This is a genomic window from Paraburkholderia humisilvae, assembly GCF_902859855.1.
GTDB classification, from domain to species: Bacteria; Pseudomonadota; Gammaproteobacteria; order Burkholderiales; family Burkholderiaceae; genus Paraburkholderia; species Paraburkholderia humisilvae.
In genome coordinates this window covers 1-24444 of record NZ_CADIKH010000057.1, presented here as the reverse complement: position 1 = coordinate 24444, position 24444 = coordinate 1, and the positions used below count along the sequence as shown (strand labels likewise).

Annotated in this window: 19 protein-coding genes and 1 pseudogene; 13 read left to right on the top strand and 7 right to left on the bottom strand. The window is 63.3% G+C overall.

Annotated elements, in window-relative coordinates; genetic code table 11:
• Positions 1-186: 186 nt before the first annotated feature.
• Positions 187-666 carry a lytic transglycosylase domain-containing protein gene (locus HV796_RS33595; RefSeq protein ID WP_175232205.1) on the bottom strand — a complete coding sequence of 160 codons (480 nt, stop codon included), beginning with the start codon at positions 664-666 and terminating at the stop codon, positions 187-189.
• A gap of 1545 nt (positions 667-2211) precedes the next feature.
• The gene (locus HV796_RS33590; protein ID WP_175232204.1) at positions 2212-3075 is read right to left on the bottom strand and encodes a response regulator transcription factor; all 864 of its coding nucleotides are present in this window, start codon (positions 3073-3075) and stop codon (positions 2212-2214) included.
• A gap of 726 nt (positions 3076-3801) precedes the next feature.
• Between HV796_RS33590 and HV796_RS33585 the strand changes: the two genes are divergently transcribed.
• From HV796_RS33585 to pilV, 9 genes are all read left to right on the top strand, one after another.
• The gene (locus HV796_RS33585; RefSeq protein WP_246356175.1) at positions 3802-4671 is read left to right on the top strand and encodes a toxin co-regulated pilus biosynthesis Q family protein; all 870 of its coding nucleotides are present in this window, start codon (positions 3802-3804) and stop codon (positions 4669-4671) included.
• A complete protein-coding gene (gene pilN, locus HV796_RS33580) occupies positions 4671-6371 on the top strand; it encodes a PilN family type IVB pilus formation outer membrane protein (RefSeq protein WP_175232203.1) in 1701 nt (566 codons plus the stop codon). Before HV796_RS33585 ends, pilN begins: the two co-directional genes overlap by 1 nt.
• A gap of 24 nt (positions 6372-6395) precedes the next feature.
• Positions 6396-7700, top strand: coding sequence for a type 4b pilus protein PilO2 (pilO2, locus tag HV796_RS33575; RefSeq protein WP_175232202.1), 1305 nt, complete (start codon positions 6396-6398; stop codon positions 7698-7700).
• Complete coding sequence (gene pilP, locus HV796_RS33570; RefSeq protein ID WP_175232201.1) at positions 7690-8271, top strand: type IV pilus biogenesis protein PilP; 582 nt, start codon at positions 7690-7692, stop codon at positions 8269-8271. Before pilO2 ends, pilP begins: the two co-directional genes overlap by 11 nt.
• Positions 8272-8372: 101 nt before the next feature.
• A complete protein-coding gene (locus HV796_RS33565; RefSeq protein ID WP_246356177.1) occupies positions 8373-9962 on the top strand; it encodes a GspE/PulE family protein in 1590 nt (529 codons plus the stop codon).
• Positions 9952-11028 (top strand): type II secretion system F family protein, encoded by a 1077-nt coding sequence (locus HV796_RS33560; RefSeq protein WP_175232199.1) that lies wholly within the window; start codon positions 9952-9954, stop codon positions 11026-11028. The genes HV796_RS33565 and HV796_RS33560 overlap by 11 nt, the downstream gene beginning before the upstream one ends.
• 85 nt (positions 11029-11113) lie before the next feature.
• On the top strand, positions 11114-11668 hold the full coding sequence (locus HV796_RS33555) for a type 4 pilus major pilin (RefSeq protein WP_175232198.1): 555 nt from the start codon (positions 11114-11116) through the stop codon (positions 11666-11668).
• Between the two features lie 47 nt (positions 11669-11715).
• Complete coding sequence (gene pilM / locus HV796_RS33550; protein ID WP_175232197.1) at positions 11716-12201, top strand: type IV pilus biogenesis protein PilM; 486 nt, start codon at positions 11716-11718, stop codon at positions 12199-12201.
• Positions 12194-13855, top strand: coding sequence for a shufflon system plasmid conjugative transfer pilus tip adhesin PilV (gene pilV / locus HV796_RS33545; protein ID WP_175232196.1), 1662 nt, complete (start codon positions 12194-12196; stop codon positions 13853-13855). The genes pilM and pilV overlap by 8 nt, the downstream gene beginning before the upstream one ends.
• 65 nt (positions 13856-13920) lie before the next feature.
• Here the strand turns inward: pilV and HV796_RS33540 are convergent, their stop codons facing one another.
• A complete protein-coding gene (locus HV796_RS33540; RefSeq protein WP_175232195.1) occupies positions 13921-15021 on the bottom strand; it encodes a type IV pilus twitching motility protein PilT in 1101 nt (366 codons plus the stop codon).
• A 64-nt stretch (positions 15022-15085) separates the two neighbouring features.
• On the opposite strand from HV796_RS33540, the gene sctC reads away from it, so the two are divergent.
• The 3 genes from sctC to HV796_RS33525 are packed head-to-tail and all read left to right on the top strand — an operon-like array spanning position 15086 to position 18791.
• Positions 15086-16852, top strand: a complete 1767-nt coding sequence (sctC, locus tag HV796_RS33535) for a type III secretion system outer membrane ring subunit SctC (protein ID WP_175232216.1) — start codon at positions 15086-15088, stop codon at positions 16850-16852.
• A 43-nt stretch (positions 16853-16895) separates the two neighbouring features.
• Positions 16896-17987 (top strand): sensor histidine kinase, encoded by a 1092-nt coding sequence (locus HV796_RS33530; RefSeq protein WP_377693379.1) that lies wholly within the window; start codon positions 16896-16898, stop codon positions 17985-17987.
• A gap of 33 nt (positions 17988-18020) precedes the next feature.
• Complete coding sequence (locus tag HV796_RS33525) at positions 18021-18791, top strand: response regulator transcription factor (RefSeq protein WP_175232194.1); 771 nt, start codon at positions 18021-18023, stop codon at positions 18789-18791.
• A 123-nt stretch (positions 18792-18914) separates the two neighbouring features.
• Here the strand turns inward: HV796_RS33525 and HV796_RS33520 are convergent, their stop codons facing one another.
• Entirely contained in the window at positions 18915-20921 is a 2007-nt protein-coding gene (locus HV796_RS33520; RefSeq protein ID WP_175232193.1) for a hypothetical protein, read from the bottom strand.
• Positions 20922-21373: 452 nt separating this feature from the next.
• On the opposite strand from HV796_RS33520, the gene HV796_RS33515 reads away from it, so the two are divergent.
• Positions 21374-21613 (top strand): hypothetical protein, encoded by a 240-nt coding sequence (locus HV796_RS33515; RefSeq protein WP_175232192.1) that lies wholly within the window; start codon positions 21374-21376, stop codon positions 21611-21613.
• A gap of 70 nt (positions 21614-21683) precedes the next feature.
• Here HV796_RS33515 and HV796_RS44360 read toward each other — a convergent pair whose 3' ends face one another.
• From HV796_RS44360 to HV796_RS33505, 3 genes and pseudogenes are all read right to left on the bottom strand, one after another.
• The gene (locus tag HV796_RS44360) at positions 21684-22181 is read right to left on the bottom strand and encodes a Rossmann-fold NAD(P)-binding domain-containing protein (protein ID WP_246356174.1); all 498 of its coding nucleotides are present in this window, start codon (positions 22179-22181) and stop codon (positions 21684-21686) included.
• Positions 22182-22310: 129 nt separating this feature from the next.
• A pseudogene (locus tag HV796_RS45695) lies at positions 22311-22508 on the bottom strand (NAD-dependent epimerase/dehydratase family protein); the annotation flags it as partial.
• A 581-nt stretch (positions 22509-23089) separates the two neighbouring features.
• A complete protein-coding gene (locus HV796_RS33505) occupies positions 23090-24256 on the bottom strand; it encodes a hypothetical protein (protein WP_217478059.1) in 1167 nt (388 codons plus the stop codon).
• Positions 24257-24444: the final 188 nt, after the last annotated feature.

Below are 24444 nucleotides of genomic sequence, written 5' to 3'. Positions count from 1 at the left end.
GCGCTGCGGCACGCTCATGGCGACACGGCGCGCGCTTGCTGTTTGTTGTTCCAACGCCTGCGCCACATGCTGCGCGAGCTTGCTGACGATTTTCATCGCAGTCATCGATATCTCTCCCTTTGTAATCGGTTTGTCGCGGGTAACGCCCGTTCCGTTTGCGCTGCGTGACGTCCGCGGTGTGCGTGACTATTTCCGGCTGACCGGAGCGGCCGGCTGAACATCATCAGCGATGCGCTGCCAGCGTTCCAGAATCGACTGGATCCGCTTCGCGTACGCATCGCGCAATTTCGGCGTCGACGAGTGGTAACTGCCTACGGCGGCCCACGTATTGCCGTAGCGATCCATCTGATGCCTCAGATACCAGGCGGCGACGTACACGTTCTTGCATGGCTGCATCAGCACATGGGCATCGACGTCGTAGCTTGCCAACCCATCGAGGTGAATGGAGTTGATCTGCATCACGCCGTAGTCGGTTGTGCCATTGGTGTTCTGGTGTCGCGCATCGGGCTGGTTGTGCGATTCGTTCCAGGCGATCGCGCGCAACACATCCGCGTTGACATGGTGGTACGCGGCGGCATCGTCGAAACAGTCGGCGCGCGCGGCCTCAAGCGGAGTGGCGCAAAGCAGCAGAACGATGATCGATTGAACGAGTAGGGGGTCGCTCATGACGGAAGCGTTGCGTTGCGTTGCGTTGCGTTGCCAGTTGCCTTTCGACGTGGCGCTAGCTGCGTGGCGATGGATCACTCAGGAAGAGCTCACTTCAGCGAGGCCAGCAGAAAGTACGGGACTTCACGTCGCGAGAGGCTAGTGGATGGGAAAAAATAATTCCGTATCCGAAATTTTTGGCTAGCGACGCGGATGACGGGTGAATCGCGAAATGACGAGGTCGTGTGTAAAGTCGTCGACGAATCGGATTAATCGGTTGATTGGAAAAATTATCGTTTTTATTTTGTTTTTATGTCGTACTACGAGATATCAGTCATGGGAATACGGAGTTTTGGGGAATGTTTTCGCTGCAGACATGTGTTTTTTCGGAGAGGTGCCAGATTCAATCTGGCCGGTTGGGCCTAATGACGGCAACGACGCTATCGCGTCTTTATTGTGAGTCAAAGGAAATACGTCATGGTGCAAAGCGTACACAGCCACAGGAGTACAACATCGATCCACGAGCCACCTACCAATCCACCGTCTACCCCAAGCGCGCCGCCGACGAGTTCTCACCCAAGGACAGGCCATCGGCAACCTGATGCCTCGATGGGTCCCCTCACGTCTCGCAACAAGACACGCACAACCTTAGACAGTGCGGCGAGAACGTTACAAGCAGGTGCCGCCGCTCTGGCCACCACAGGAGCATTTCTTCCTGATATCTCGAAGACTGCGGGCATGGCTAGCTCGGGGGCTTGGATGGGCAGTGGAGTGTCAACAATGGCTAAACACGCGCTGGAGGGGCGGTATGGGTCGGGGTTTTGGGCCGGCGCCTTGGAAACGATCGCGGGTGCCCTCGGGTTCGCCTCAAGCGCGGTGCTTAATACAGCGAAGGAAGCCACGGCTCTCGCCGAAGGCGTAACCTGGACAGCCGCTTCTATAGCCGCATTGACGGCTCTCCATGAGGCCATTGAGACGCGGAGTCTCGCTGAGTACTCGAAATCAGAACTATTGCAGCAGATCTCCCAGGTAACGGGTCTTACGGTTGGCGCGATAGCCGCACTCCTGCAAACAGCGGCGGGGGGCGTAAGGCTTGCGCCCCAATCGAGTAATCTTGAGCCTACGGTCGTTGCCTTGGAAAAAGCCACAGACATAGCATGGACGACCTCAGCGGCAGCGTTAGTACTCTCGCTCGTGGGCGCTTACTTGACGAATCGAAATCACCAAGCGGGAACGCTCACTAATGCACGAAACTCGGCCAGTGCGGTAGGTGGGACAACGGTATAGCAATAGCCCTGCAGACGATGCCATTCCTCACCTCGCGAAGCCAACTGATCGCCGTTGAGTCTCTTCGCCGCGTTGACGGCGACCACTTTGACGCGCGACGCTATCAGTAGCGGTAAATAAAGGCATCCTGATTGTCCTTGCGTGGAGGCAAAGCGATATCCCCACGCAAGGACACACCAGCACTGTCCAATATCGGCGCGCACGTCCAAACCGGACTCTCGCGCATCGATCGCTTCTCATACCATCCACCGTGTTGGAGGGCGTCCGCCCCCCAACAACTCAAGCACTCCGCGAAGGCCGCACCGCGAATTCATCCCCCTTTGCCGACCAGCGCAGCACATCCGCCAGTAAAGGCCGTTTAGCGCACCGCGCCTTCATACCGCGACCGGACAGCCGCGCGGCGGGCCGATCGGCCACGTCGCGGCGCGGCTCCGCCATTGCTTCAGGCCGGACCGACACCGCCAGCTTATAGCCCTGCGCATAGACCGCCTTGATTTGCAACCCGCTGTCCGGCAGCCTCTGCAACTTGGTGCGCAACCGCGAAACCGCCTGCTCGAGCGTACGATCGCAATCCTGCCCCGCGCGGCCCCAAATGGTCGCGGCGATGCGTTCCCTGCTAAACAGAACGCCCGGCTTCGAGAAGAACAACGAAGCCAATGCGAACTCCTGCCCCGTCAGTTGCACGCTGGCATCGCTACCTGCGATGCACTGCGTGCGCGGATCGAGGGTATAGGCCCCCAACTGCACCCTCGAACGCAGCGCGGTACGATGCCGCCGCGTCCGCTCAATACACCGCATGCTCCTGATATACAGTTCGTCTAACTGAAGATTGCCGACGACGATATCGTCGACCCCCAATTCGAACGCTCGCGCCATGTTGCGCCATCCGACCATTCTGCCGACCAGCACCACCGCGAAATCCATTCTTGAGTGACACGCACGCCACGATGCAATGATCTCGGCGCTTTCGAATTCGCGCTCCGCATCCACAATGACGAGGTCAATCGCGGCACGCGTGGTCATACGCCGGATCAAATCGGATGCGCGACGCGCTTCAATAATTTGAACATCCGCGTCCATCTCGGCAATGGCTCTGGCACTGGCAACTATCTCGGGATTCCTTGATAGGACCGCAATCAACATTGCAACTCCTTTTAACCGCAATGGCTGATCTTCCATTGGCCGCATCCCGGAAAGGAACGGGCCCTGGAGGACCTGGATCAGGTGACGTGCAGCGAAATTCGCGTAGTCAGTGAGCGTATGTTTTCACCGCAAACCGAACCGGATAAGTGTTTGTGATGGTCTGTTACTTTTCGGTCCGCAAGAGCGCGACGACGCGCGCCGTGCACGCTCATATCGATGCGAGCGGCGTCGGCGCGCGGGACGGTGCCGACCGCTCCATGCCTTTCCATCCGGAACAATCGCGGCAATGAACCCAATCACACGCATTGCTTGGTATCGGGTGTGGCCCCATTGTCCGTTTTAAGAGATTTCTATAAATTGCGTCACACCCGATCTGAAATCCTTCGCAAATTCAGAATGTGGTTCGTAAATTGACGTTAGGTGCTAAATGACCTTCAACATCGATAGTTGGAATGCCGAACGGCAATCGCATTGGGGTTTTCATGAATGTTTTGTGATAATGCAAAATGCTTAAAAATTTTTTTCATTTTGATACCGTTAAGGTTACGATTCGACGCGCCGTAAACGCCGAAGAGGAATGGTTACGGATGCCTTTTTAATTTCGCGGCCAAGTGGGCACGACACGATCGTTCAACAGCGATCGACCGTCAGCCTGGGCCGCGTCCCGATGCAAACGAGACCCCGGCGTTTCACGCCGGATGCACGGCTGCCAACGCAGCCCAGCCAATGCAAGTAGACGTCAAGATGCAAAAGCTATGGTTCAGGGGAGGGTGGCTCTTGTGCTGCATGTGGGCGCTCTGTGCATCGGCATTCGCGGCAGACCAGCAGGTCATCGTCGAGGGAACGCATCGTCCGGTGGGAGCGGTTCGCGCAAGCGGACACGACGTGTCGCTTCTGCAGGCCATCGAAGAAGTCGTGCCATCCAGTTACAGCGTCAATGTGCCAAATGCGGGGCCGTGGGCCGACACGCCAGTGAGCTGGCGGGCGGGTGGTTCGTTCGTCCAGGTGCTCGGCGAGCTGCTGTCGGGCAATCCATCGTTGCAGGCGCGCGTTGACACCGACCTGCGTCTCGTGACGGTGACCGCGCATATGTCGGTGCGGCAGTCTGCGCCCGCAGCGTTGCCCACAGTAGCGTCGGGCGCGGTGGCGGCGAACGCGGCATCGGCATCGGCGTCAGCGAAGACGATCGCGCAAGCGCCGCTTGAAGCCAGTCATCCCGCCTCCGTACCGCCGGTCGCAGGTGCACCGGGCATGCCGCTGTCGATCGCATCCCCGACACCCGCGTCGGCATCCGCGGCATCCACCGTCGCTCCAGCCGCGTCCGCCACGCCACCGGAGCGCACCGTCTGGGAACTGCGCCGCTCCGATGGTTCGGTGCGCGACGTGCTCGCTCGCTGGGCGTCCGAAGCGGGCTGGCAATTCATTTGGGACGTGCCCACCGACTTCACGATCGATGCGACCGCAACGATTCACGGCACGTTCCAGCAGGCGCTGCAGGAGGTTGCAAACGCGCTGCGCCACTCGCAGGTGCCGATTCAGATGGTGATGTACCAGGGTAATCGCGTGCTACGCGTGATTCCGAAGGGAGCTGGTTGATGCGTGCCATTTATCAGATTGCTGTCATCGGAGCCTGTGCGCTGCTGCTCACCGGTTGTACCGGTCTTTGGGACAGGGTGAACACGGACGCGCACGCCGATGCGGTGCATGCGGGACAGCAGCTCAACAATCTGTCGCAAGGGGACAACCACGAGCGCGATGTCGACGACGTGGTCGTGCGCGACGAACTCTGGTTGTCCGGCAACACGTTGAAGCTGCCGGCCAAAGCGACGCTGCCGGGTCTCTTTAGCGAGCCGGCGAGCTTCGATGGCAGTGTCGATTCGCTGCACGCATTCGCGGAGCGCATCACGCGCCTGACCCGCGTCCCGGTGAAAGTCGCGCCGGGCGCCGAGGACGCCGCGTCGCAGTCGATGCAGGCCGGCGCGGCGGCGCTGCCGTCGGGGTTGCCGCCGGGGTTGCCTCCATTGCCGGCCGGCCTGTTGCAGGGGCCGTCGCCGCAAGCGACCGCCGCGGGCACGCGCCGCGCGGCGGCAGCCGACGCCGCGCCGGTTCATATTGTCTATCCGCATGGCTCGCTGCAGGGCTTGCTCGACGTCGCGGCCGCGCGCTTCGGCGTCTACTGGAAATATTCGAATGGCGCGATCACGTTCTTCTATACCGACACGCGCGTGTACCAGGTGACCGCAATTCCCGGCGACTCGAAAGTCGATACGTCCGTTGTCAGCGGCTCGAACAATAGCGGCGCGGCGGCGGGCGGCATGCTGGCGGGCGGCGGTGCAAGCGGCAGCTCGAGCGGTGCGCCGACCGTGTCGTCCGATAACACGACGAACATCGCAATGAATGCGCAACTGTCCGTGTACACCGGTTTGCAGTCCGCAATCAAGTCGATGCTGTCGCCGGCCGGCTCGGTGATCGCGTCGCCCGCGACGGGTTCGATCTCGGTCACGGATACGCCCGACGTGCTCGAGCGCGTCGGCGAATTCATCGATCAGCAGAATCGCGTGCTGTCACGCCAGGTGCTCGTGAACGTCACGGTGCTGTCGGTGACACTGACCGCGGACGACACGTTCGGCATCGACTGGGCGGCCGTCTATCAGGCGCTCGGAACGAAATTCAACATCACTAACACCTTCCCCAGTGGTATCCAGTCCGCCGCCAACCAGTTCTCGGCAACCGTGATTACGCCGTCGAGCCGCGCATCGGCCACGAGCGCGATGATCAATGTGCTATCGGAGCAAGGCACGGTACGGCGCAAAACCTCGGCTTCGGTCACGACGCTGAACGATCAGCCGGTGCCGGTGCAGGTGGCCGAACAGCAAAGTTATCTCGCGCAGGTGTCGACGTTCACCACCGCCAATGTCGGCAGCCAGGTGTCACTGACGCCCGGTACGGTGACAACCGGCTTCAACCTGACGCTTTTGCCGCACATTCTCGACGACGGCACGGTAATGATGCAGTTCTACACGAATATCTCGTCGCTCGCGGCACTCCCGTCGTTCGGCCCGCCCGATCAGCAGATCCAGTTGCCGACGGTCGATACGCGAAATTTCCTGCAGCGCGTCTCAATGAAGTCGGGCCAGACGCTCGTGATCAGCGGCTACGAAGGGGTGGCGGACCAGAACAATCAGCAAGGCGTCGGCAAGCCTTCGAATTATCTGTTGGGCGGTGGCCAAAGCGCCACGCACTCGCGCGAAATCATCGTGATCCTGATTTCGCCGATCTCGATGAACGGCGCGTGAGACGGCTCGTCACCCAAGTCCATCATGCCGACGCAAATTGTCCAAATCGGCCGCCACCGCTTTCTCTGCGGGTTGTTCTGGCAATCGCTGTCGCGTCGCCACGAACTGCGCGCGGAGGCGGCCGGGCTCGCCGCGCGCCTGAATTTCGACGCGATGGTGCTGCGCATCGATCGCGGCTTTGCGGGCGCGGGCTTCGCGAGCACGCGCGAAGGCGCGCAGCTGGGCTTGCCGTCGCTCGGTGCGCTGGTATCGAAAGCGATCGCCACGGAAGGCGCGTTCTACGACGGCCGCCAGCAGCCCGCGCCGAACTGGCTCGGCGCGTTCAGCTTGCCCGATGGGCGCTGGGCCTATTTCGCGGTGCGCGACGGCGCGTTTCTGCCGAACGGTGATTGGGTCGCGACCACCGATGAGGTGTTCGAACGATTGCACAGTGACTACAGCCTCGGCGGCTGGAATGTCGTGATCGGCGATCCGCGGATCGAAGCGCAAGGATTCCATAACTTTTACGCGCGCGACATCGAGGACATGATTCCGCGGCGCGGCGGCAAAGCTTACCTGCCGCGCTGGCTTAACCTCGCGCCGGTGTCGCGCCGCCTGCAATGGCGTCGGATCGGCATCGCGGCGGCGCTTTGCGCGGCGCTCGGCGTGGCCGCGTGGGGCGCGCTCCGCTATCGCGAGAGCAGGCACGAAGCGGCGCGCCAGTTGGCGCTCGAACAGGCGCGCGAACAACGGCGTCTGCATCCGCCAAGTCAGGCCGCGCCGCCCCCCGTGATGCATCCGTGGGCCACCGCGCCGCTGCCGTCGACGTTCGTGCGGAGTTGTCTCGAAAATTTCGTGCTGATCGCACCCGGTGGCTGGCAGCTCGACGACTATGTGTGCCGGGCGACCAACGTCAGCTACAGCTGGTCGCGCGACGAGTCGAACGTCGCGCTGCTGATGGCCGCGCAGCCGCACGCGGTGATCGATACGAGCGGCAACCATGCGACGCTCGTGGTGCCGGTCTCGCTTGCCGCGAGCGGCGACGAAAACATCGAGCGCGTGCATGGGGTGCGCCTGCGCATGCTGTCGGCATTCCAGCGGCTCGGCGTGCCGTTGAGTTTTACGTTGCAGCGTCCCGTGACGCCGCAAACGAGTCTCGCTGCCGATGCGCTCGGCAAGTTCAGTGGCGGCAGCGAGGCGACATGGCAGACGTGGCGTCTGTCCGCCAATCTTGGCGAGCTTGCGCCGGGCAATGTCGTGAAGTACCTCGACGAGCCCGGCGTGCGGCTCGACAAAGTGTCGTACCGGTCCGGACAGTGGACCGTGGAAGGAGTGATCTATGAGAAGTGATCGTGTTGTGCAAGCGTCGGTTGTCCTGATGGTCGCGTGCTCCGCGGTGTTTGCCGCGAACGCGCGGGCGCAGTCCGTCCCGTCCACGCCCGCTGCCGGCGGCGCGCCGGCGGGCGTGGCCGCGGCGGTCCCGGCGCCAGCGCCGGCTGCATCCGCGGCGGCGAACGAGCTGATGCAGCTCCAGCAGGACACCGTCGTGCTGAAAGCCCAGTTGAAGAAGCTCGACGCGCAGGCGCAGGTCGCCGAGCGCGAAGCGGCGCTAAGCCGCATGGGCCGCACGATCACCTACGACGAGGTGGCCGTGCGCGCGACCCAGAGTCTCGGCAACAGCATCAGCGCGACCGTCGAGTTCAACGGCGCGGGTGAGTTCGATGTCCACCAGGGGGACACGCTGCCCAACGAGATGCGCGTCATCGCGATCCATCCCGGCTCGGTGGTGATGCAGAGCAAGGACGGCCGACGGACGACGCTGGCCGTCATGTCCACGCGCAGCCCGCTGTCGCGGATCGCCTCGGCTGGCCTCAACGGCGGCGAGCCGCCGCTGCCCACCTTGCTAGCTCCGACCAGGTAATCAACATGAACTCGCTGATCCAGTCCACCAGGGCGCTCAAGCCCACGTTGCCGGTCGCCGTGGCGCGCCGGCTCGGGGTCGGCGCGAGCGCGCCGGCGCTCATGCCCACCGCAAGCGACGCGCAGGTTCACCCGGCGCCGCTCGCGCAGGCCAGCATCGCGCCTTCGGTAAGGCCGCTTTCCGACAGCGGGGAATTTGCCGCGAGCGGCGAAGAACGCAAGTTCCTGTGTCTGCTCGAAGACGGGAACCTGCTGGTCGCGGAAGGGCACCATATGAATCCGTTCGTGCTGTCGTATTGCGCGCGGCTCGAACGGCTGAATTTCCTCTATACAACGCGGCTCGTGAGTCTCGATGTGGTGCGGCGCGCCTATCAGGGCCAGCGCCGCGACGGCACCGCGGAGCGCATCGATCACACGCAGATGCAAGTCGTTGCCAAAAACCTGATCGCGCGCGCTTGCGACGAGCGTGCGTCGGACATCCACATTCGGGTCAACCGCTTCAGCACGGAGATCCTGTTTCGCATCCACAACGAACTGATACGGATCAGCGAACAGACGCGAGAGTACGGCGAACGCCTGATGGCCACGTTCTATTCGGCGATGGCTAGCGTGTCCGACAACACGTACAAGCCGACCGAGCGGCAGGACGCGAGCATCGGCGATCGCGACAAGCTGCCCGAGCAGCTGTTCGGCGTGCGGATCGCGACCGCGCCGACCAGCACCGGCAGCCTGATGGTGCTGCGGCTGCTGTACAACGACGCGGGCGACTCGACGGACTTGACGCAGCTCGGCTTTACGCTGCAGCAAGCGGACGCGTTCAATCGGCTCGCGCAGCGGCCGCACGGCATGAACATCATCAGTGGGCCGACCGGCTCCGGCAAATCGACGACGCTGCAACGCGTGCTCGCCGGACAGATCCGCGAGATGGCCGGCTCGACGCATGTGATCACGGTCGAAGATCCGGTCGAATATCCGATCGCGGGCGCCGTGCAGACACCGGTCGTCAATGCAATGACGGAAGAGGCGCGCTCGCTCGCGTTCGCGGCGGCGATCGCGAACGCGATGCGCCTCGATCCGGACACGATCATGATCGGCGAGATACGCGACCGCGCCTCCGCGCAAAACGCATTGCGCGCGGCGATGACGGGTCACCAGGTGTGGACGACCGTGCATGCGAACAGCGCGCTCGCGATTGTCGATCGCCTGGTCGATCTCGGCCTGCCGCTCGCGATGGTCACCGACGAGTCGCTGGTCACCGGGCTGATCAGCCAGCGTCTGGTCAAGCTGCTGTGCCCGCACTGCTCGCGGCCTTTGAGCGATGCGTTGCACGAGCTCGATGCGGGCTGCGTCGCACGCATCGAGCGGGTGGTGGGCGCGCGCTTCGAGCAGGTGCGCATCGCCGGCTCCGGCTGTCCGCATTGCCGGCACGGCACGATCGGCCGCACGGTGGTCGCGGAAGTGATTCATCCGGACGCGACGCTGTTCGATCTGCTGCGCGCGGGGCAGAAGGCCGCCGCACATCAATACTGGCTGCACGAACTCGGCGGCCAGACCGTCGGGCAGCATGCGATCGACAAGGTCGCGGCCGGTCTGGTCGATCCGCGCATGGCCGAGCGTGTGGTCGGACCGCTCACCGCGCCCGACGCGGGCAGGGCGCGGGCCGTTGTGCCCGGAGGCGGCGATGGCGTTTGATGTGAACCGCCACTGGGCGCGCCTGCAACTGACCGCACAAGCGCGTCTGCGCATCTATCGCAAGATCGCGAAGATGCTGGCCAACGGGTTGCCGCTGCTCAGGGTGCTCGAAGAGCTCGAACTGCGCGCGTCATCCGAGGGACGCAAGCCGAACGAGCCGCAGGCGATCGTGCTGTCGGACTGGCGCCGCGTCGTGCAGAACGGCGGCATGCTGTCCGAGGCGATGCAGGGGTGGGTGCCGCAGACCGAGCAGATGATCATCATGGCCGGCGAACAGTCGGGGCGCCTCGAAACGTCGCTGACCAGCGTATCCGCGGTCGTCACGTCGGGCCGCCGCATCCGTATGGCGATCGTCGGCGGCCTCGCGTATCCGGCTGCGATTCTCGCGATGACGATCGGCTACGTGTTCCTGTTCGGCAAGCTCGTGATTCCGCGGTTCGCGATGATCGTCAGTCCCGACCGGTGGCACGGCGTCGCGCACTCGCTGTACACGCTGTCGCGGTTCGTACAGAGCGGCATGATCTATTGCGTGCTGCTGCTCGCCGCGCTGGTCACGCTGATGTTCTATTCGATGCCGCGCTGGTCGGGCCGCACGCGCGTGCTGCTGGACCGCTATCCGCCGTATTCGATCTATCGGCTGATCGTCGGTTCCGGCTTTCTGGTCGCGTTCTCATCGCTGCAGACGGCCGGTTTCACAGTCGAGAAATCGCTGAACCGGCTCGCGGACACCGCGCGGCCGTGGCTGCGCGAGCGCATCGACGACATGCTGTTCGGCGTGAAGTCCGGGCTGAACGTCGGTGAAGCAATGAAGAACACCGGTTACCGCTTTCCGTCCGCCGAGATCGTCGACGACTTGTGCGTGTACGCCGAATACAAGGGGTTCGCCGACGCGTTGCGCACGCTCGCCGAGGAGTGGATGCAGGAAGGCGTCGAGACGGTGGAGTCGCAGATGCGGGTGGTCAACGGCGTCGCGATCATCGTGTTGACGCTCGTGCTGTCGTGGTTGATTAGTGGTTTTTTCGGCATTCAGCAGGAAATTGCTGCGATGTCTCATGCGGTTCATTGAGTCGGTCTGTTAATCGTTGCGTTGTTGGTTTACTCATTCAGACCCGGGTCGCAACGCAGGGTCGTGTGTTCATCAGGAGAGCAATATGAAGCAAAGGAAATCGGTCGTTGTCCCGCTTGCCGTGGGCCTGCGCCAGCGTTCACGTGGCGCGCAGCGCGGTGCGTCGCTGCTTGAAGCGATCGCCTATCTGGGGATTGCCGCGATTGTCGTGATCGGCGCGGTTGCGCTGCTGAACGGCGCGTTTAGCAGTGCGGGAACGAATGAACTCGCGGAGCAGGTGAATGCGATTCAGGCGGGGGTGAAGAAGCTGTATATGGGGCAGGCTAATGGGTACACGGGGGTGGCCAACGGTGTGCTCTCGAGTGCGGGCGTGATCCCGAGCACGATTCCCGTCGCGTCGGACGGAACGGCGACCAATACGTGGGGCGGCACCGTCACGGTCAGCAGCGCGGCAGTGGGTACGTTCAAGATTGAATACGACGACGTGCCGAAGAGCGTGTGCATCAATGCGCTCACCGCCGGTGGGAGCTGGACCGCGCTGTCGGTCAATAGCAAGCCCCTCACGCCGCCCGTCAGTCCGACGGATGCGCAGTCCAGCTGCAATGCCGACACGAACGACATTGTCTGGACGTCGTCCTGATCCCATCACCCTGGCCTGATGACACGTCAACGGCATAGCGCACCCTCATGTATCTGATCTGGATCGCGGTCACCTTCGGCATGCTCGCGGGCGCGTACGCGCTCGTGAGCGCCGAGACCGCGCCCGCCACGCCGAGCCCGTCGACGATGCATCTCGCGCTGAACATGAACCAGTACCGGCAGGCTGTCGTCGCGTTCGCGATCAGGAACCCGTCGTTCTCCGGCAGTGTGACGCAGAGCAGCCTGCAAGCTTTTCTGACGTCGAGCACCCCCGACCCCGTATGGCGCAATTACGTCACGCCGAATGGGGACTACAAGGGCAGCCTCGTCGTGGTCTACGCGTCGTCGCCAGACGCGGCGAGCGTCGTGCCGAACATCGAGCAGATCGCGCAGGGCTCCGCGCTTGCAGGCGTCGCGCTCAATGGCACGGTCGTATCGCCCGGCAATCCGCCGGTCGCGCTGCCGGACAGCATCGCCGGCAGTGTGCCGAACGGCGCGCCGGTATGGATGGCTCAAGCTTATGCCGATGAATGACAGACCGGCGCCGCGCGCGCACGGCCACGCGCGGCGGTCTCGCCGCGAACGCGGCTTCACGATGGTCGAATTGCTGGCCGCGCTCGCACTGACCGCGCTGATGATCGCGGGTGTCGCGAAGATGATCGATTCGTCGATGCAGGACACCCGCGCGCAACAGGCGGCGCTGTACCAGTCGAAGCTGGCGGCGGCCGCGCGGCAGGTGATCCAGCAGAACTATCCGATGCTCGTCGCCCAGGCGACGGCAACGGCGCCGGTCATCGTGAAGCTCACCGGCTCGCCGTTTCAGCTATCGACCTATCTGCCGCCCGGGACGGGCGACCGGAATGCCTATGGGCAGACGCCGTGTCTGCTGGTGTACGCGAATCCGTCGGCACCGGACGCGCTGCAGGCGTTGCTCGTGACCGAGGGCGGCCAGACGATCGCGGACCCGGAACTCGGCTATATCGCCGCGAACGCGGGTGCGGGCGGCGGCTCGATCCAGGCCCTCAACAATGCGGTGGGCGCGGCGCAAGGGGCATACGGTAGCTGGTCGGTGACCGCGCCGAATCCGGCAGGCGCGTCGTGCTCGGGCACCCGAACGGGCGTCGGGCACCTCGCGAGCCTCGTATTCTCCAATGGCACACAGCAACAGAATGCGGACTTTCTGTATCGGGTCGGCGTGCCGGGCAACCCCACCGCGAATACGATGCAGGTGCCGATCGTGCTCGCGCAGCAGGTCGACTACGCGGCTTGCAACGCGCCGCGCGCGATCGCGGCCGATGCGGCCGGCAACGTGCTGAATTGCGATACTGACGGGCGCTGGGAACCCCAGGCGTCGTATCACTGGCGCGGGCCCGTGGCTGACGTGGCCGCGCTGGCGAGCCTCGTGCTGCCGCGCGCGGGCGACGTGGCGATCACGCTGGCGTCCCAACGTGCGTATACGTTCAACGGCGAGACCTGGCAGGCGCTCGCGGTGGATGAACAGGGCAACCTGAGTCTCGGCAATACGCAGGTGGTGGGCGCCGATTGCGCGTCGGCGGCCGCGTCGGCGCCAGCCGGCACGACGCTGGTGTCGACCGACGCATCGGGCCGCGTGCTGTCGTGCCGGAACGGCAAGTGGCAGACGCAGGCCGAAATCGAGCCGATATTCCGGAAAACGGGTTGCAAGATGCTGATGATGTCGCCCGGCGCGGGCGACTATACGCAGTGCGACACAACGCCGTCGACGACCAACTACAGGGCCCCACCGTTCTCCTGGGATGGGAGCAACGGCACTTACTCGTATGCGCTGCCAATATCCGTGACGCTGGACAAGCCGGGCATTATTGTCGCCGCGTCGTGGGCGCATATGAACGACGGTAAGTGCCTGGACAACCCGCCGCCGGCAGAAGCGCAACTCTCGCAAAGCCTCGACGTGCTCGACAGCAAAAACACGTCGCTCGCTCACACCGAGAGTCAAACCCCCAGGCTGAACAATGATTCGAGCGGGATCAACAACACCTTGACGCAGGCGGCCCCGCCCGGCACGTACACGGTCGTCGTCACGACGAACTGGGCCTCGTACACGACGAACCTCCCGACGCCGTGGACCAGCAGCTTCTGTGGCGTCTCGAACCAGACCATACCGAATACGCCGGTCGCGGCCGGATGGTCGGTCAACACCTATTACTGAGCCGTCGCATGCCACATCACGAAGCCCACCTTTCGCTACGGCCGCCGCGTGCGCGCGCCGGCCATTCAGTGCGGCGCGAGCGTCTGCAGCAGTTCGTGCAACTCCATGCGGTTGTACGTCATGCGCAGCGCGTCGCGCGGCAGGCATTGGCCTTTTGCGACGAGGCTCGCCAGATGGTCGTTCAGCAGGCGCGACATGTTGTCCTCCTTGCGCTTCATGAAATCGGTGACGAACGGCAGCTTCGCCGGGTCGGTCAGCAGCGCGCTGACCTGCTGCGTATTGTTGAAGAGCAGCTCGCTCGCCAGCACGAAGTTTTCGCCGTCCTGGGTCGGCACGAGGCACTGGCAGACGATGCCGATCAGCGAATTGGCCAGCGATGCCGCATAACGTTCGCGCTGTTCGAGCGGAAAGAACGACAGCAGGCGCGTAAGCGTGCCGAGCGCGCTGCCGGTGTGCATCGTCGCCAGCACGAGGTGGCCGGATTCGCCCGCCTGCAGCGCGGTTTCGGCGGTTTCCGGGTCGCGCACCTCGCCCACCATGATCACGTCCGGCTTCTGCCGCAATGCCTCGCGCAGGCCTGCGGGAAAGCTCGGCGTGTCGATCGGCACTTCGCGTTGCGACACGATCGACGAGCGGCTTTCGAGTTCGTATTCGATCGGTTCCTCGATCGTGATGATGTGGCTGTTGCGCGAGCGGTTGATGTGATCGAGCATCGACGCGATCGTCGTGGTCTTGCCGGAACCGGTCGGGCCGGTCACCAGCACGAGGCCCTTCGCGCTGTCGATCATCGAGCGGATATACGCCGGCAGGCCCAGTTTGTCGATCGGCAGCGGCTGCAGCGGCAGCCTGCGAATCGACATTACGAGCTTGCGGCCACCGTACGTGCGGTAGATGTTGCAGCGCAGACGGCAGCGCGTCAGCATCAGCGGCCGGTCGATCGCGCCACGTTGCAGCAGCGTTTCCCATTCGGGCTCGATCGACGCGAGGGTCGGCGCCATCTCGTCGAGCAGCACCGGCTCCTCGCCGACCGCGAGCCAGCCGCGCGGCGCCTTGATCATGATCGGGCGATCCTGCTCGATATGAATGTCGGTGAACGTGCGGCGCAAATCGATCAGATCGAGAATTTCGCGCGTCAGGTCGCGCCGTTCATGCAGGGGGGTGGTCATCGTGCATGCCTATCAAGAAAGACAAAGTGGCAAATTCTCACATGAAACGGTCGGCCAGATCATGATGAATTGGACAGCAAGGCTCAATGCGATCGCGGTGTGCGCGATGCTGGCACTCGGCTCGACCACGCGAGCCGTGCAGGCGGCGCCGGTGCACTGGAAATCGCCGGGCGTCGACTATGCGGCCGGGGGCAAGGATATCAACGACGTATTGCGCGAATTGGGCGCAAGCGAGGGCATCGCGATACACATCGATGCGGGTGTGAACGGCAAGGTGAGCGGAAAGTTTCACCTGCCGCCGCAGCGTTTTCTCGATCTGCTCGCGTCATCGTTCGGCTTTGTCTGGTACTACGACGGCGAGGTGCTCGACATCGTGCCGGCGTCCGATATGCAAAGCACGCTGGTGAAGCTCGACATGGCGGACACCGCCGCGCTGCGCGACAAGCTCGAAAGGACGCAGGTGGCGGACGAACGGTTTCAGATCGTCTACGACGGTGCGCGCGGCACCGCGCTTGTGAACGGTCCGCCGCGCTATGTGCAGCTGGTGACGCGAGTCGCCGAGCAGCTCGACGCGGACGAGGGCCGCCGCGCGGGCGTGCAGGTGCGCGTGTTTCCGCTCAATCACGCATGGGCGCAAGACCGCCCGCTGGCGCTCGACGGCCAGCAGCTGACGTTGCAAGGCGTGGCGTCGGTGCTCAACGACATCTACCATCCGCGCGCGGTCAACGCAGCCGGCAGCGCCGGCGCGACGAACAGCATGGGCCGGGCGGACGACGGCGTCGCGCGCAATACGCCCGCAGGCGATGTCAACCGTAACGCTTACGCGAGCCCGTATGGCGCGCCGCCGGTCGCCGGCGCTTCACGAGACAGCGGGCTCATCGGACAGTCGGCGCCTGCCGCGTTGCAGACGGCCGGCGCGACACCGCGGCCGGCGTTGGGCGCGAACGCGTCGTCCGTGCCCGACGATGCGCTGCCGGTCATCGTCGCGGACCAGCGGACCAACTCGATCGTGATCCGCGACACCGGCGACCGGATGACCCAATACGGCAAGCTGATCGAGCGCCTCGATGTGAAGCCGGAGCTGATTGAAATCGAAGCGCACATCATCGAAATCGACGATCGCGCGCTGCGCGAACTCGGCATCGACTGGACGCTGCACGACAGTCGCGTCGACCGGCAAACCGGGAGCGATCGCTCGCCGCAAAGCACGGGTAACGATGGCGCGATCACGCGGAACGTCGGCGATACGCCCTTGCCGGGCAATGGGTCGGCGCGTGCGTCGCCGGCGGGCGCGTCGGTTGCGGCGGTGCTCGACGACGGCGGCCGCTACCTGATGGCGCGCCTGGCGGCGCTGCAGCAACACCATGCCGCGAAGATCGATGCGAGCCCGAAGGTGGTGACGGCGAACAATATTGAAGCCGTGATGGATAACCGAACCCAGTTTTACGTTCCGGTCGCCGGCTACACGGGGGGCGACCTGTATAGCGTGTCGACCGGTATGTCGCTGCGCGTGCTGCCGATGGTCTTCGACGAGGGCGGGCAAACGCACATCAAGCTCGATGTCGCGATTCAGGATGGCGAACTGATGTCGCAGACGGTCAGCAACTTGCCGGTTGTCCAACGTAGCCGTATCAACACCGAGGCGTTTATCGACGAAGGGCAGGCGCTGCTGATCGCCGGCTACCGCACGGATAACGACCTGAACAGCGCCGCCGACACGCCGGGGTGGTCGAAAGTCCCGGTGATCGGCGCGCTGTTCGGGGCCGATAGCAACTCGACACGCCATCGGGAACGGCTTGTCCTGCTGTCTCCGCGCGTCATTTCGCCGTGACTGTCGCGCGCGTTGATCGATTCGATAGATAGAGAGGGATAACGTGGAGTTCGGGCCCCCCCCGTCGGATGACGAAACACGCCGGATGCGCGCGCGGCTCGCCGGGCTGCCGTGCGGCATCGTCGCGCTCGGCGCCGCGGGCGAGGTCGTCGACGCGAGCGCGCGCGCGAGCGCGATGTTAAGGATGCCGCTCACGGTCGGGACCGACTTCGCCGAAGCGCTCAGCGAACGTTTCGACATGACGGAGGTGCTGCGCCCGGGCGACCTCGCGCGCGGTATCGACGTACGCGTTGACGAGACCACGCTGTGGCTGCAGGCCGGGCCCACCTCGGCGGCGGGCGCGGCCGGCTCGGTCGTGGCGGTGAGCGATGTGACTTCGTTCGCGGCCGCGCTCGACGAACGCGCGATGTCGCTGCGCTTCCTGCTGCACGATCTGCGCTCGCCGCTCAACTCGATCAGCGCGTTGACGCAGCTCGATGCGACCGATTCCGACGCGTTCGAGCGCTGCGGCGGCATGCAGCAGATCACACAACTCGCGCACTATGTGCTGTCGCTTGGCGAGCAGTTTATTTTCACATCGGTCGCCGAGCATCTGCATGCGCGCGACTTCAAGCGCTTCGACCTGCGCGTGACCGTGCGGCAGATCATTTCGCAACTCGAGGTCACCGCGCTCTATTGCGGCGTCGCGTTGCAGTTGTGGTTGTCCGACAGTTCGCCGATCTGGGTCAGTGGCATGCGCAATTTCGTCGCGCGGGCGATTCAGAACGTGATCGACAACGCCGTGCGTGCGTCGCCAAGCGGCGAGGCCGTGACGGTTTCGTTGCGGCGCGCGGACGGCTTCGTCGAGGTGCTCGTCAACGATCGCGCGGGGGGCTTGCCCGGGCTGACCGAAGGCACGCGGCTGACCGATTTCGAGGGCCTCGGCAGGAAGACGGCAACCGGCTTCGGACTCGGCCTGAAGCTCGCGGTTCAGATCGTCGATCTGCATGGCGGATCCTTGTATGCGGAGCTGAATGGCTTCGGCGGCACATTGTTCGTGTTGCGATTGCCGTGCCTGAATCCGGGCGCGGCGAGAAGCGCGACCGCATCGTTCGTCGATGCGGACCGCGCGCTGCATGAGGCGCGCCGCGTCTGACGCGGCGCGGGCTTACTCTGGGCGAGGTTTGAGATGAAACTGATGTCAGGCAGACCTGTGCGCATATTGCTGGTCGAAGACGACCTCGCTCACCATGCGTTGCTGAGATCGTGGCTGAAGGCCGAGGGCTACCACGTCGAAGGGTTTCACAACGGACTGGAAGCGCAGCAATATCTGGCCGATCAGTGGGCCGACCTGGCGATCCTCGACTGGGATGTGCCGGGCGTGAGCGGCGAGCGCTTGCTGCAGAAGATCCGCGGCCGGGCGCAGTCGTCGATGGCGGTGATTTTCCAGACCGTGCATTCGGCCGATTCGGACATCGCGCGGATTCTCGACGCCGGCGCGGACGACTATCTGGTCAAGCCGTTCGACCGGCAGGTGCTGCTCGCCCGGGCGCGCGCGTTGTTGCGCCGGGCCACGCCCGCGGACATGCAGGGCCGCAAATTGACGCTCGAGACGTGCGTGCTAGACCAGCAGGCGCGCTCGCTCGTGGCCGGCGATCATGCCCACGCGCTTGGCACGAAGGAGTTCGACATCCTGTGGCATCTCGCGCGGCACAAGGGGGACGTCGTGCTGCGCCAGGATCTGATGAGCGTCGTCTGGGGCTGGGATGCGGCCGTGCAGAGCCGCTCGGTCGACATGTATGTAAGCCGGCTGCGTGCGAAGCTGAAGGCGGCCGGGATCGGCTGGAATGTGCAGTCGGTGTATGCGACCGGTTATCGGCTGACGCTGAGCGCCGATCCCGATGGGCAGCCGGAACAGCCTGACGCCGCAACGGATACCGACGTCGGATCATCGTCGTGAACGCGACGCGTGGGCGTCAGTCCGGTTGCCGGGTTGTGGTGCCGATGGGCAGGTGTTGCCGGCCAGCGCGCAGCCGCATCAAGCGTTCGGCTGCGGCCCGTCCGGGCAGACCTCCCTGCTCAATCAGCTGCTATCGCGCTCGCGCTCTTTGCCTTTATTCACTGCCGGCACCGTGGTGGCCGTTGGTGCCGGTTCGTGGACCGACGTCGCGTTAGACTGCGAAGCGGGCGGCACGATCAGCGTCGACGGCGCGGTCCCGCGCAACGTTGGCGCAGCCGAGGCCGAGGCAGAAGCCAAAGGCGAGGTTCGGGCGGAGCTGGACTGAGGCGTTCGTCCGTCGCCTAACGTCACGTTGCCTGTCTCGCTAACCTGCGCGGCGTGCGCCGACGGCTCCCGACTGTGTGTCGAAGTCCTGCTCGAAGCCGGCCTCGATACCCCCAAACTGACGTTGCCCGCCTCTTGGGGAGGCACGAGTACGGACGGTGAGTGCGAAGCAGTCTCCGACGCGTCGGTGGGTTGGAGATTCGACAGCGGGATCGACCCGACTGGCTCCTCAATGATGACGATTGGCCCCGCCTCGAGGTCCGGCGGTGTGGTGCCAGGCTCGCGCAGCCACTGCTCGTGAATATGGATCAGGGCTGGGTAGAGCACGCCCAGCGTCAGTGCACCAAAGAAATTCACCAGATTGGTCTGCTTGTTGTCAGACAGGTTGGTACCTGCGAGCGCCGCGGCGGCAATGCCGGCCGCCAGTGTGCTGGCCATGCCTAGGCTCGCGCGCGCCGGGTAGGTGGTCGTGGCGGTACTCACGATTTGCTGCGAGGTGGCGCCTTCGATCGCATAGGTTAGCCGAGGCGGCCGCAAAGTCATGAGCACGGCAAGGGTGAGATCGTCGAGGGTCTCGCCCAACCCGTTGGTCAGCGCACGCTTGATGGCATTGACAACTGCAATACCTGGTTGACCGGCAGCGCCCGCGCCCGACGGCGATTCCCGCAAGCCCATCAGGGCGCCGATAGCGGTCTGATTGAGGATGTAGGCCGCGCCTGCCTGTGCCGACGTCGTGATTCGCAGTTGTGGGTCGGCGTCCGGGTTGCCGAGGCGGACAAAGCGTTGCACGCCGTCGCGCATGGACGCGTAGACCAGATAGGCAATCAACGATGGCGCCGCCGTGCTCAGCGTGCCTCGACCCGCTGCCGTCGCGGTGGCGCCGATGGCCGTCAATGCCAATACCAGGCGTGCCGCGGTGTTGCCGGGCGTTTTCTCCTCGTTGATACGATCACCGACTGCAAGCAGCACGGGTGGAATCAGGCCAGCCGTTATGCCGAGCGCGATCCGCGCGTTCTCGTCCATGTGCTGCATGCCGTTTGCGAGAGCCTCAGCGAGGATTTGGCGCAGGAAGGTTGGCAACACGACCGAGGCAACGTTACGCAGTGCCGAGTTCAACACGGAGTAGGTAATCTGCCTGGCCGGATCGGTAGTTTCGTTCTTCCGCACATGCGACCACAAACTCGCGGCGGCGTTGCGGTCAGTCTCGTGGATGTCGTTATTTTCGGCGGCGTGGGTGGTGTTGGTGGCCGTTTGCGGCGGATTGACTGGTGGACTTTCGATCGGCACGTGTTCGGATGATATGGCCGCCGATTCAATTGAGGAAACGGAACCGCTTCGCGGTCGATTCGGTCGCAATTCCGGAGTGGCATGAGGCGAATCTCTCGGGGAGTTACGAGCGCTCACAACCTGGTCGATTTGTGCCAGCGTCTCCGTGGCCGATTGCCTCGACTCTTTGTCGCGAACGATGCCCAAGACCAGATCGGCGGCTTCCAGTTCTTCTGGGGAAACGCTCTTGCGGGCGTGTTGTTCTACCTTCTTCAGGCTTTCGATCGCGGACTGGCACGCCGTTAAGGTTGCGTTATCGACCGTCCGCGCGTTGCCTGGACTCGTCGAGCCCGAAGGTAGCGAAGCGATGAGATCGGCGATTGGCCGAATTGCGGAGCTCGGACCCGGAAGCTCGTGGGTGGTTACGAATTTATCGATGTCGTCAATCAGTTTCGCGGCGTCCTGTGACGCTGCGCCCCCAGCAACCGCCGGGTCGCCGGTTGGGGGCGTTGCGCTGCGCTGCGCGTTCTCGGGCGGCAAAGCGACGGGAGCGTTGCTCGAGCTCGCGGAGGCCGATCGCGCAGGTAGCGCGTGGCGAGGTGCTGGCGAACTGCTACTGGTCGGACTTGATCGCCCAGGCGCGGGCGCCAGCGGCGTTGACGGGGTAGAGGGGCGCTCCCTGGTTTGAGATCGTGAGGTATCCGCCGTGTCGACGTTGGTTGTCGATCTGTTGCCGGCCGACTCGGAATGCAGCGATCCAGACGAGGAGCGTGCCGGATTGCCGCCAGGTGGAACGGGTGAGGGTGATCGCATACGGACTCCTAATGTAAATTGGATTCACCGGTGAACCGGTGCATGAACAATTTATGATTCGTATGGCGACATATCACCCGAAGGTACGAAACCAAAATCCCAAATGCGAACTCGCGCGAACCCGGCTGCGCGGATTATGCGTGGCGAATCGATGGAGTGGGCGCAGACCCTTAAACCAGATGGCGCAGGACATCGCGAAGCGCAACTCCGCGGGCGTTCCGCATCGCCACTGGATTATCTCCGCGCACGTGGAACGCTTCAGCGATACCCCGGAAGAGGGCGATAGCGGCAAAATGCGCAAACCGGTACCGCTTGGCTACAACCGCTCCAGCTCGATCCTGGTTTTAGGGTTCGGCGGAATCGGAGACGCACAGCGTGCGTATCTGACGAAGGTGGAGAAGAGCAAACTGGGCGGCTGATTGCGTGGATGCGGTGGGCTCGTCGCCTGGGAACGTGCGATGTCATACACGCTGCGTCTCGAGCCGCTCGTTACGCGTGCCAGATTCCTGTTTTTGCGGTTTCTCGCGCGTAGTCCGCGAAGTCTGTTGGGGCGCGGCCAAGCGCTTCCTGTATGCCGGTTCCAAGGGATTCGCTTCGACCGTCGAGTACGTCGCGAAACAACTCATCAATGAACCGGACCGCTTCAGGTGGAATCGAATTGGCGGCGAGACGCTCCCTGAAGGTCGGGCGGCTTATCTCCGTGAAACTCACGCTGCGCCGGCAGGCCACAGCAATTTCAGTTGCCGCTTGCCGAAAACTGAGTAGCCGCGGGCCGGTCACCTCATAGATGCGGCCGATATGCCGCTCGTCCGTGAGTGCGGCGACTGCAACATCCGCGATGTCGCTTGCGCTCACGAAGGGTTCGCCGACATCCGCTACCGGAAGTGCCACTTCACCAGCGAGGATGTGGGGAAGCAGAAAATCCTCGCTGAAGTTTTCGGCGAACCAGCTGGCTCGAATAATCGTCCAGTCCGCACCTGATTGCATCAGTGCCTGATCCGCGCTTTGTGCCCGTGGTTCATTACGTCCTGACAGAAGGACCAGGCGCCTGACGTCGTTCGCCAACGCGACACGGGCGAATCGGCCTATGTCACGGCAGGCGGTTGGCGCGCTAATCTCGGGGCAGTACACGACATAGGCAGCGCCTACGTCACTGAGCGTGGGCGCCCAACTTGACTCGTCTTCCCATCTGAATGCCGGCACCGATGATCGCGATGCGCTGCGGACATCCATGCCAAGTTGCGTCAGCCGATGCACGACCCGCCGCCCCGTCTTGCCGGTTGCGCCAGTTACAAGTATTGGTCGTTTCTTCATACGTCCTCTATTCGACAATTGCATCGGCTGTTTGCTCTCGATGCGATTACGGGCAAAGCGTACGTGCAATGTTGCTTGTCGTGGTGGCACGGGAATGGCTTTTGGGTATTCCGGGTCGTGCCCGAGGGATAAGGGGTGCGTTGTTTTCTGGTTTCTGAAGCCAGGCTAGGGAAAGAGGGTGACAGCTCGGTGCGGCGGCGCCACAGATCGGGAAGGATTGCATCGTCGAGTGTGCGTGCGAATTCATGACTCGGTATCGCGTCCATGAGAGCCCCCGTCGGGTGAAGGGCAAAAGGAGCGCGGTAGAGGGGCGGGTGGATCGCCGGGGGCCTTGGGGGCAAGGGGGAAACGGGTCTTCACGTGCTTCGGAAGACCGGGGGCCGCGCTTGAATTGGTATGCAGTATCAGTTTTGCGCGGAGTGCTGCCTATATGGATTAAGTGATAGCTGAAGGGAAAACCGGTGGGTAAACCGTGCCCCTCCCCGACGCACCGGGCTCCCGCATTTCTGGAGCCCGGCATTGGATTATCGGTTTGGGACCGCCTGGGGTGATGTGCGGAACGTCATGCCTGTTACTGGGGGTTACTGGGGGAGGGGGATCAGAACGGAGGCGTTGTTGGTCTGCAGCATCCGATAGATCTGGTGGGAGTCTGCCGTATAGCTGGCGCCCACGTAGAAACCGTCGTTGGACACCGCGACACTCGGCGCGTGGCTGGTAGGGCTCGGGATGGGGACCAGGGTCCATCGCTGGATCAACGACAGGTCCATACCGAGAGTCTCCGCGAGGAGGGTATGGTCGGCGCGTTCACCAAAAACGATGAAGCCTGGCTTGGAAAAGCCGAGGGTTCCGCCGGAGAAGCTTGCGACAGAGGGGCCGGAGGCAAGTGTGTTGAGCACGCCGTCCGCTGTCCAGTTACCGTTGTTGCCCCATTGGTCGGTATTCGCGTTGTACGAGTTGTAGAACAGTTCGCTGTTGGTGCCACGGTGAAACACTTCGAAGCTCACCTGATCCGCACTGTTCCCGATCCGGTTGGTGACGCCAATGCCCGATGTAGTCGTTCCGTTACCTGGAGCAACTTTCCAGACATTCGTCCAGTTCGGTGTGCCGTTGACGAACGCCTGCGTATAGCGGATCGTGTTGTCGCTAAAGCTGGTTGCCACCATGATGTACTGTCCGTTGGTGCTCGCCGCGAGCCCCGGACGAACTGTCAGATTCGGGACGGCATTGCCCGACTGCACGGCGCCGGGTATCTGCTTCCAGTTACCCGCGAACGATACGGACTGACTGTCGTTGGTCGGGCAGGCCGCGGTGTCGTAGTAGATGTTGTGATCTTCGCCTTGATGCGCAATCAGGAATTGTTTGTTCACGACGGTGATCGCGGCAGGCGCGAGCGTCGTGGCGAATGGCACCTGGCGGGCGTTTTCCTGTTTCACGCGGATAATCCCGAATTGGGCATTGTAAGTCGTATGATTGGTGGAGAACCACAGGGTTTGACTCGCGTCGTTCGCGGGCCAGACGGTTACTGTCACGACGTCGTAGTTCTGGCCGGCGCCACCGCTGGCAACACAGATCGCTTCGGACGGCGAGTTGGTGCTCGTTGCGCCGGGTATGGTGGTGAAGAAATCAATTTCTGCATGGACGGGGGAAGCAGCGACCGCCAGCATTGCGCCTGCGCCAGCGAGGGATGCGAGGGACGACCAGATGCTGCGAAGAGTTCTCTTTTGACGAACTGGGTTTAATGCATTCACTTTAGACTCCGTATGGAAAGTTGATATCACAACCAACATGCACTTGAGCCGTACCGTGTTTCCGATTGCAAAGACAATGGATTTGCCCCCGTACTTCCGGACACCATCTCACACTAAGGTTGATGAATCGGTCCTACGTCGGAACTCGCGCGGCGAGCGGTATTTCAACGCGCTATGCGGGTGCCTGT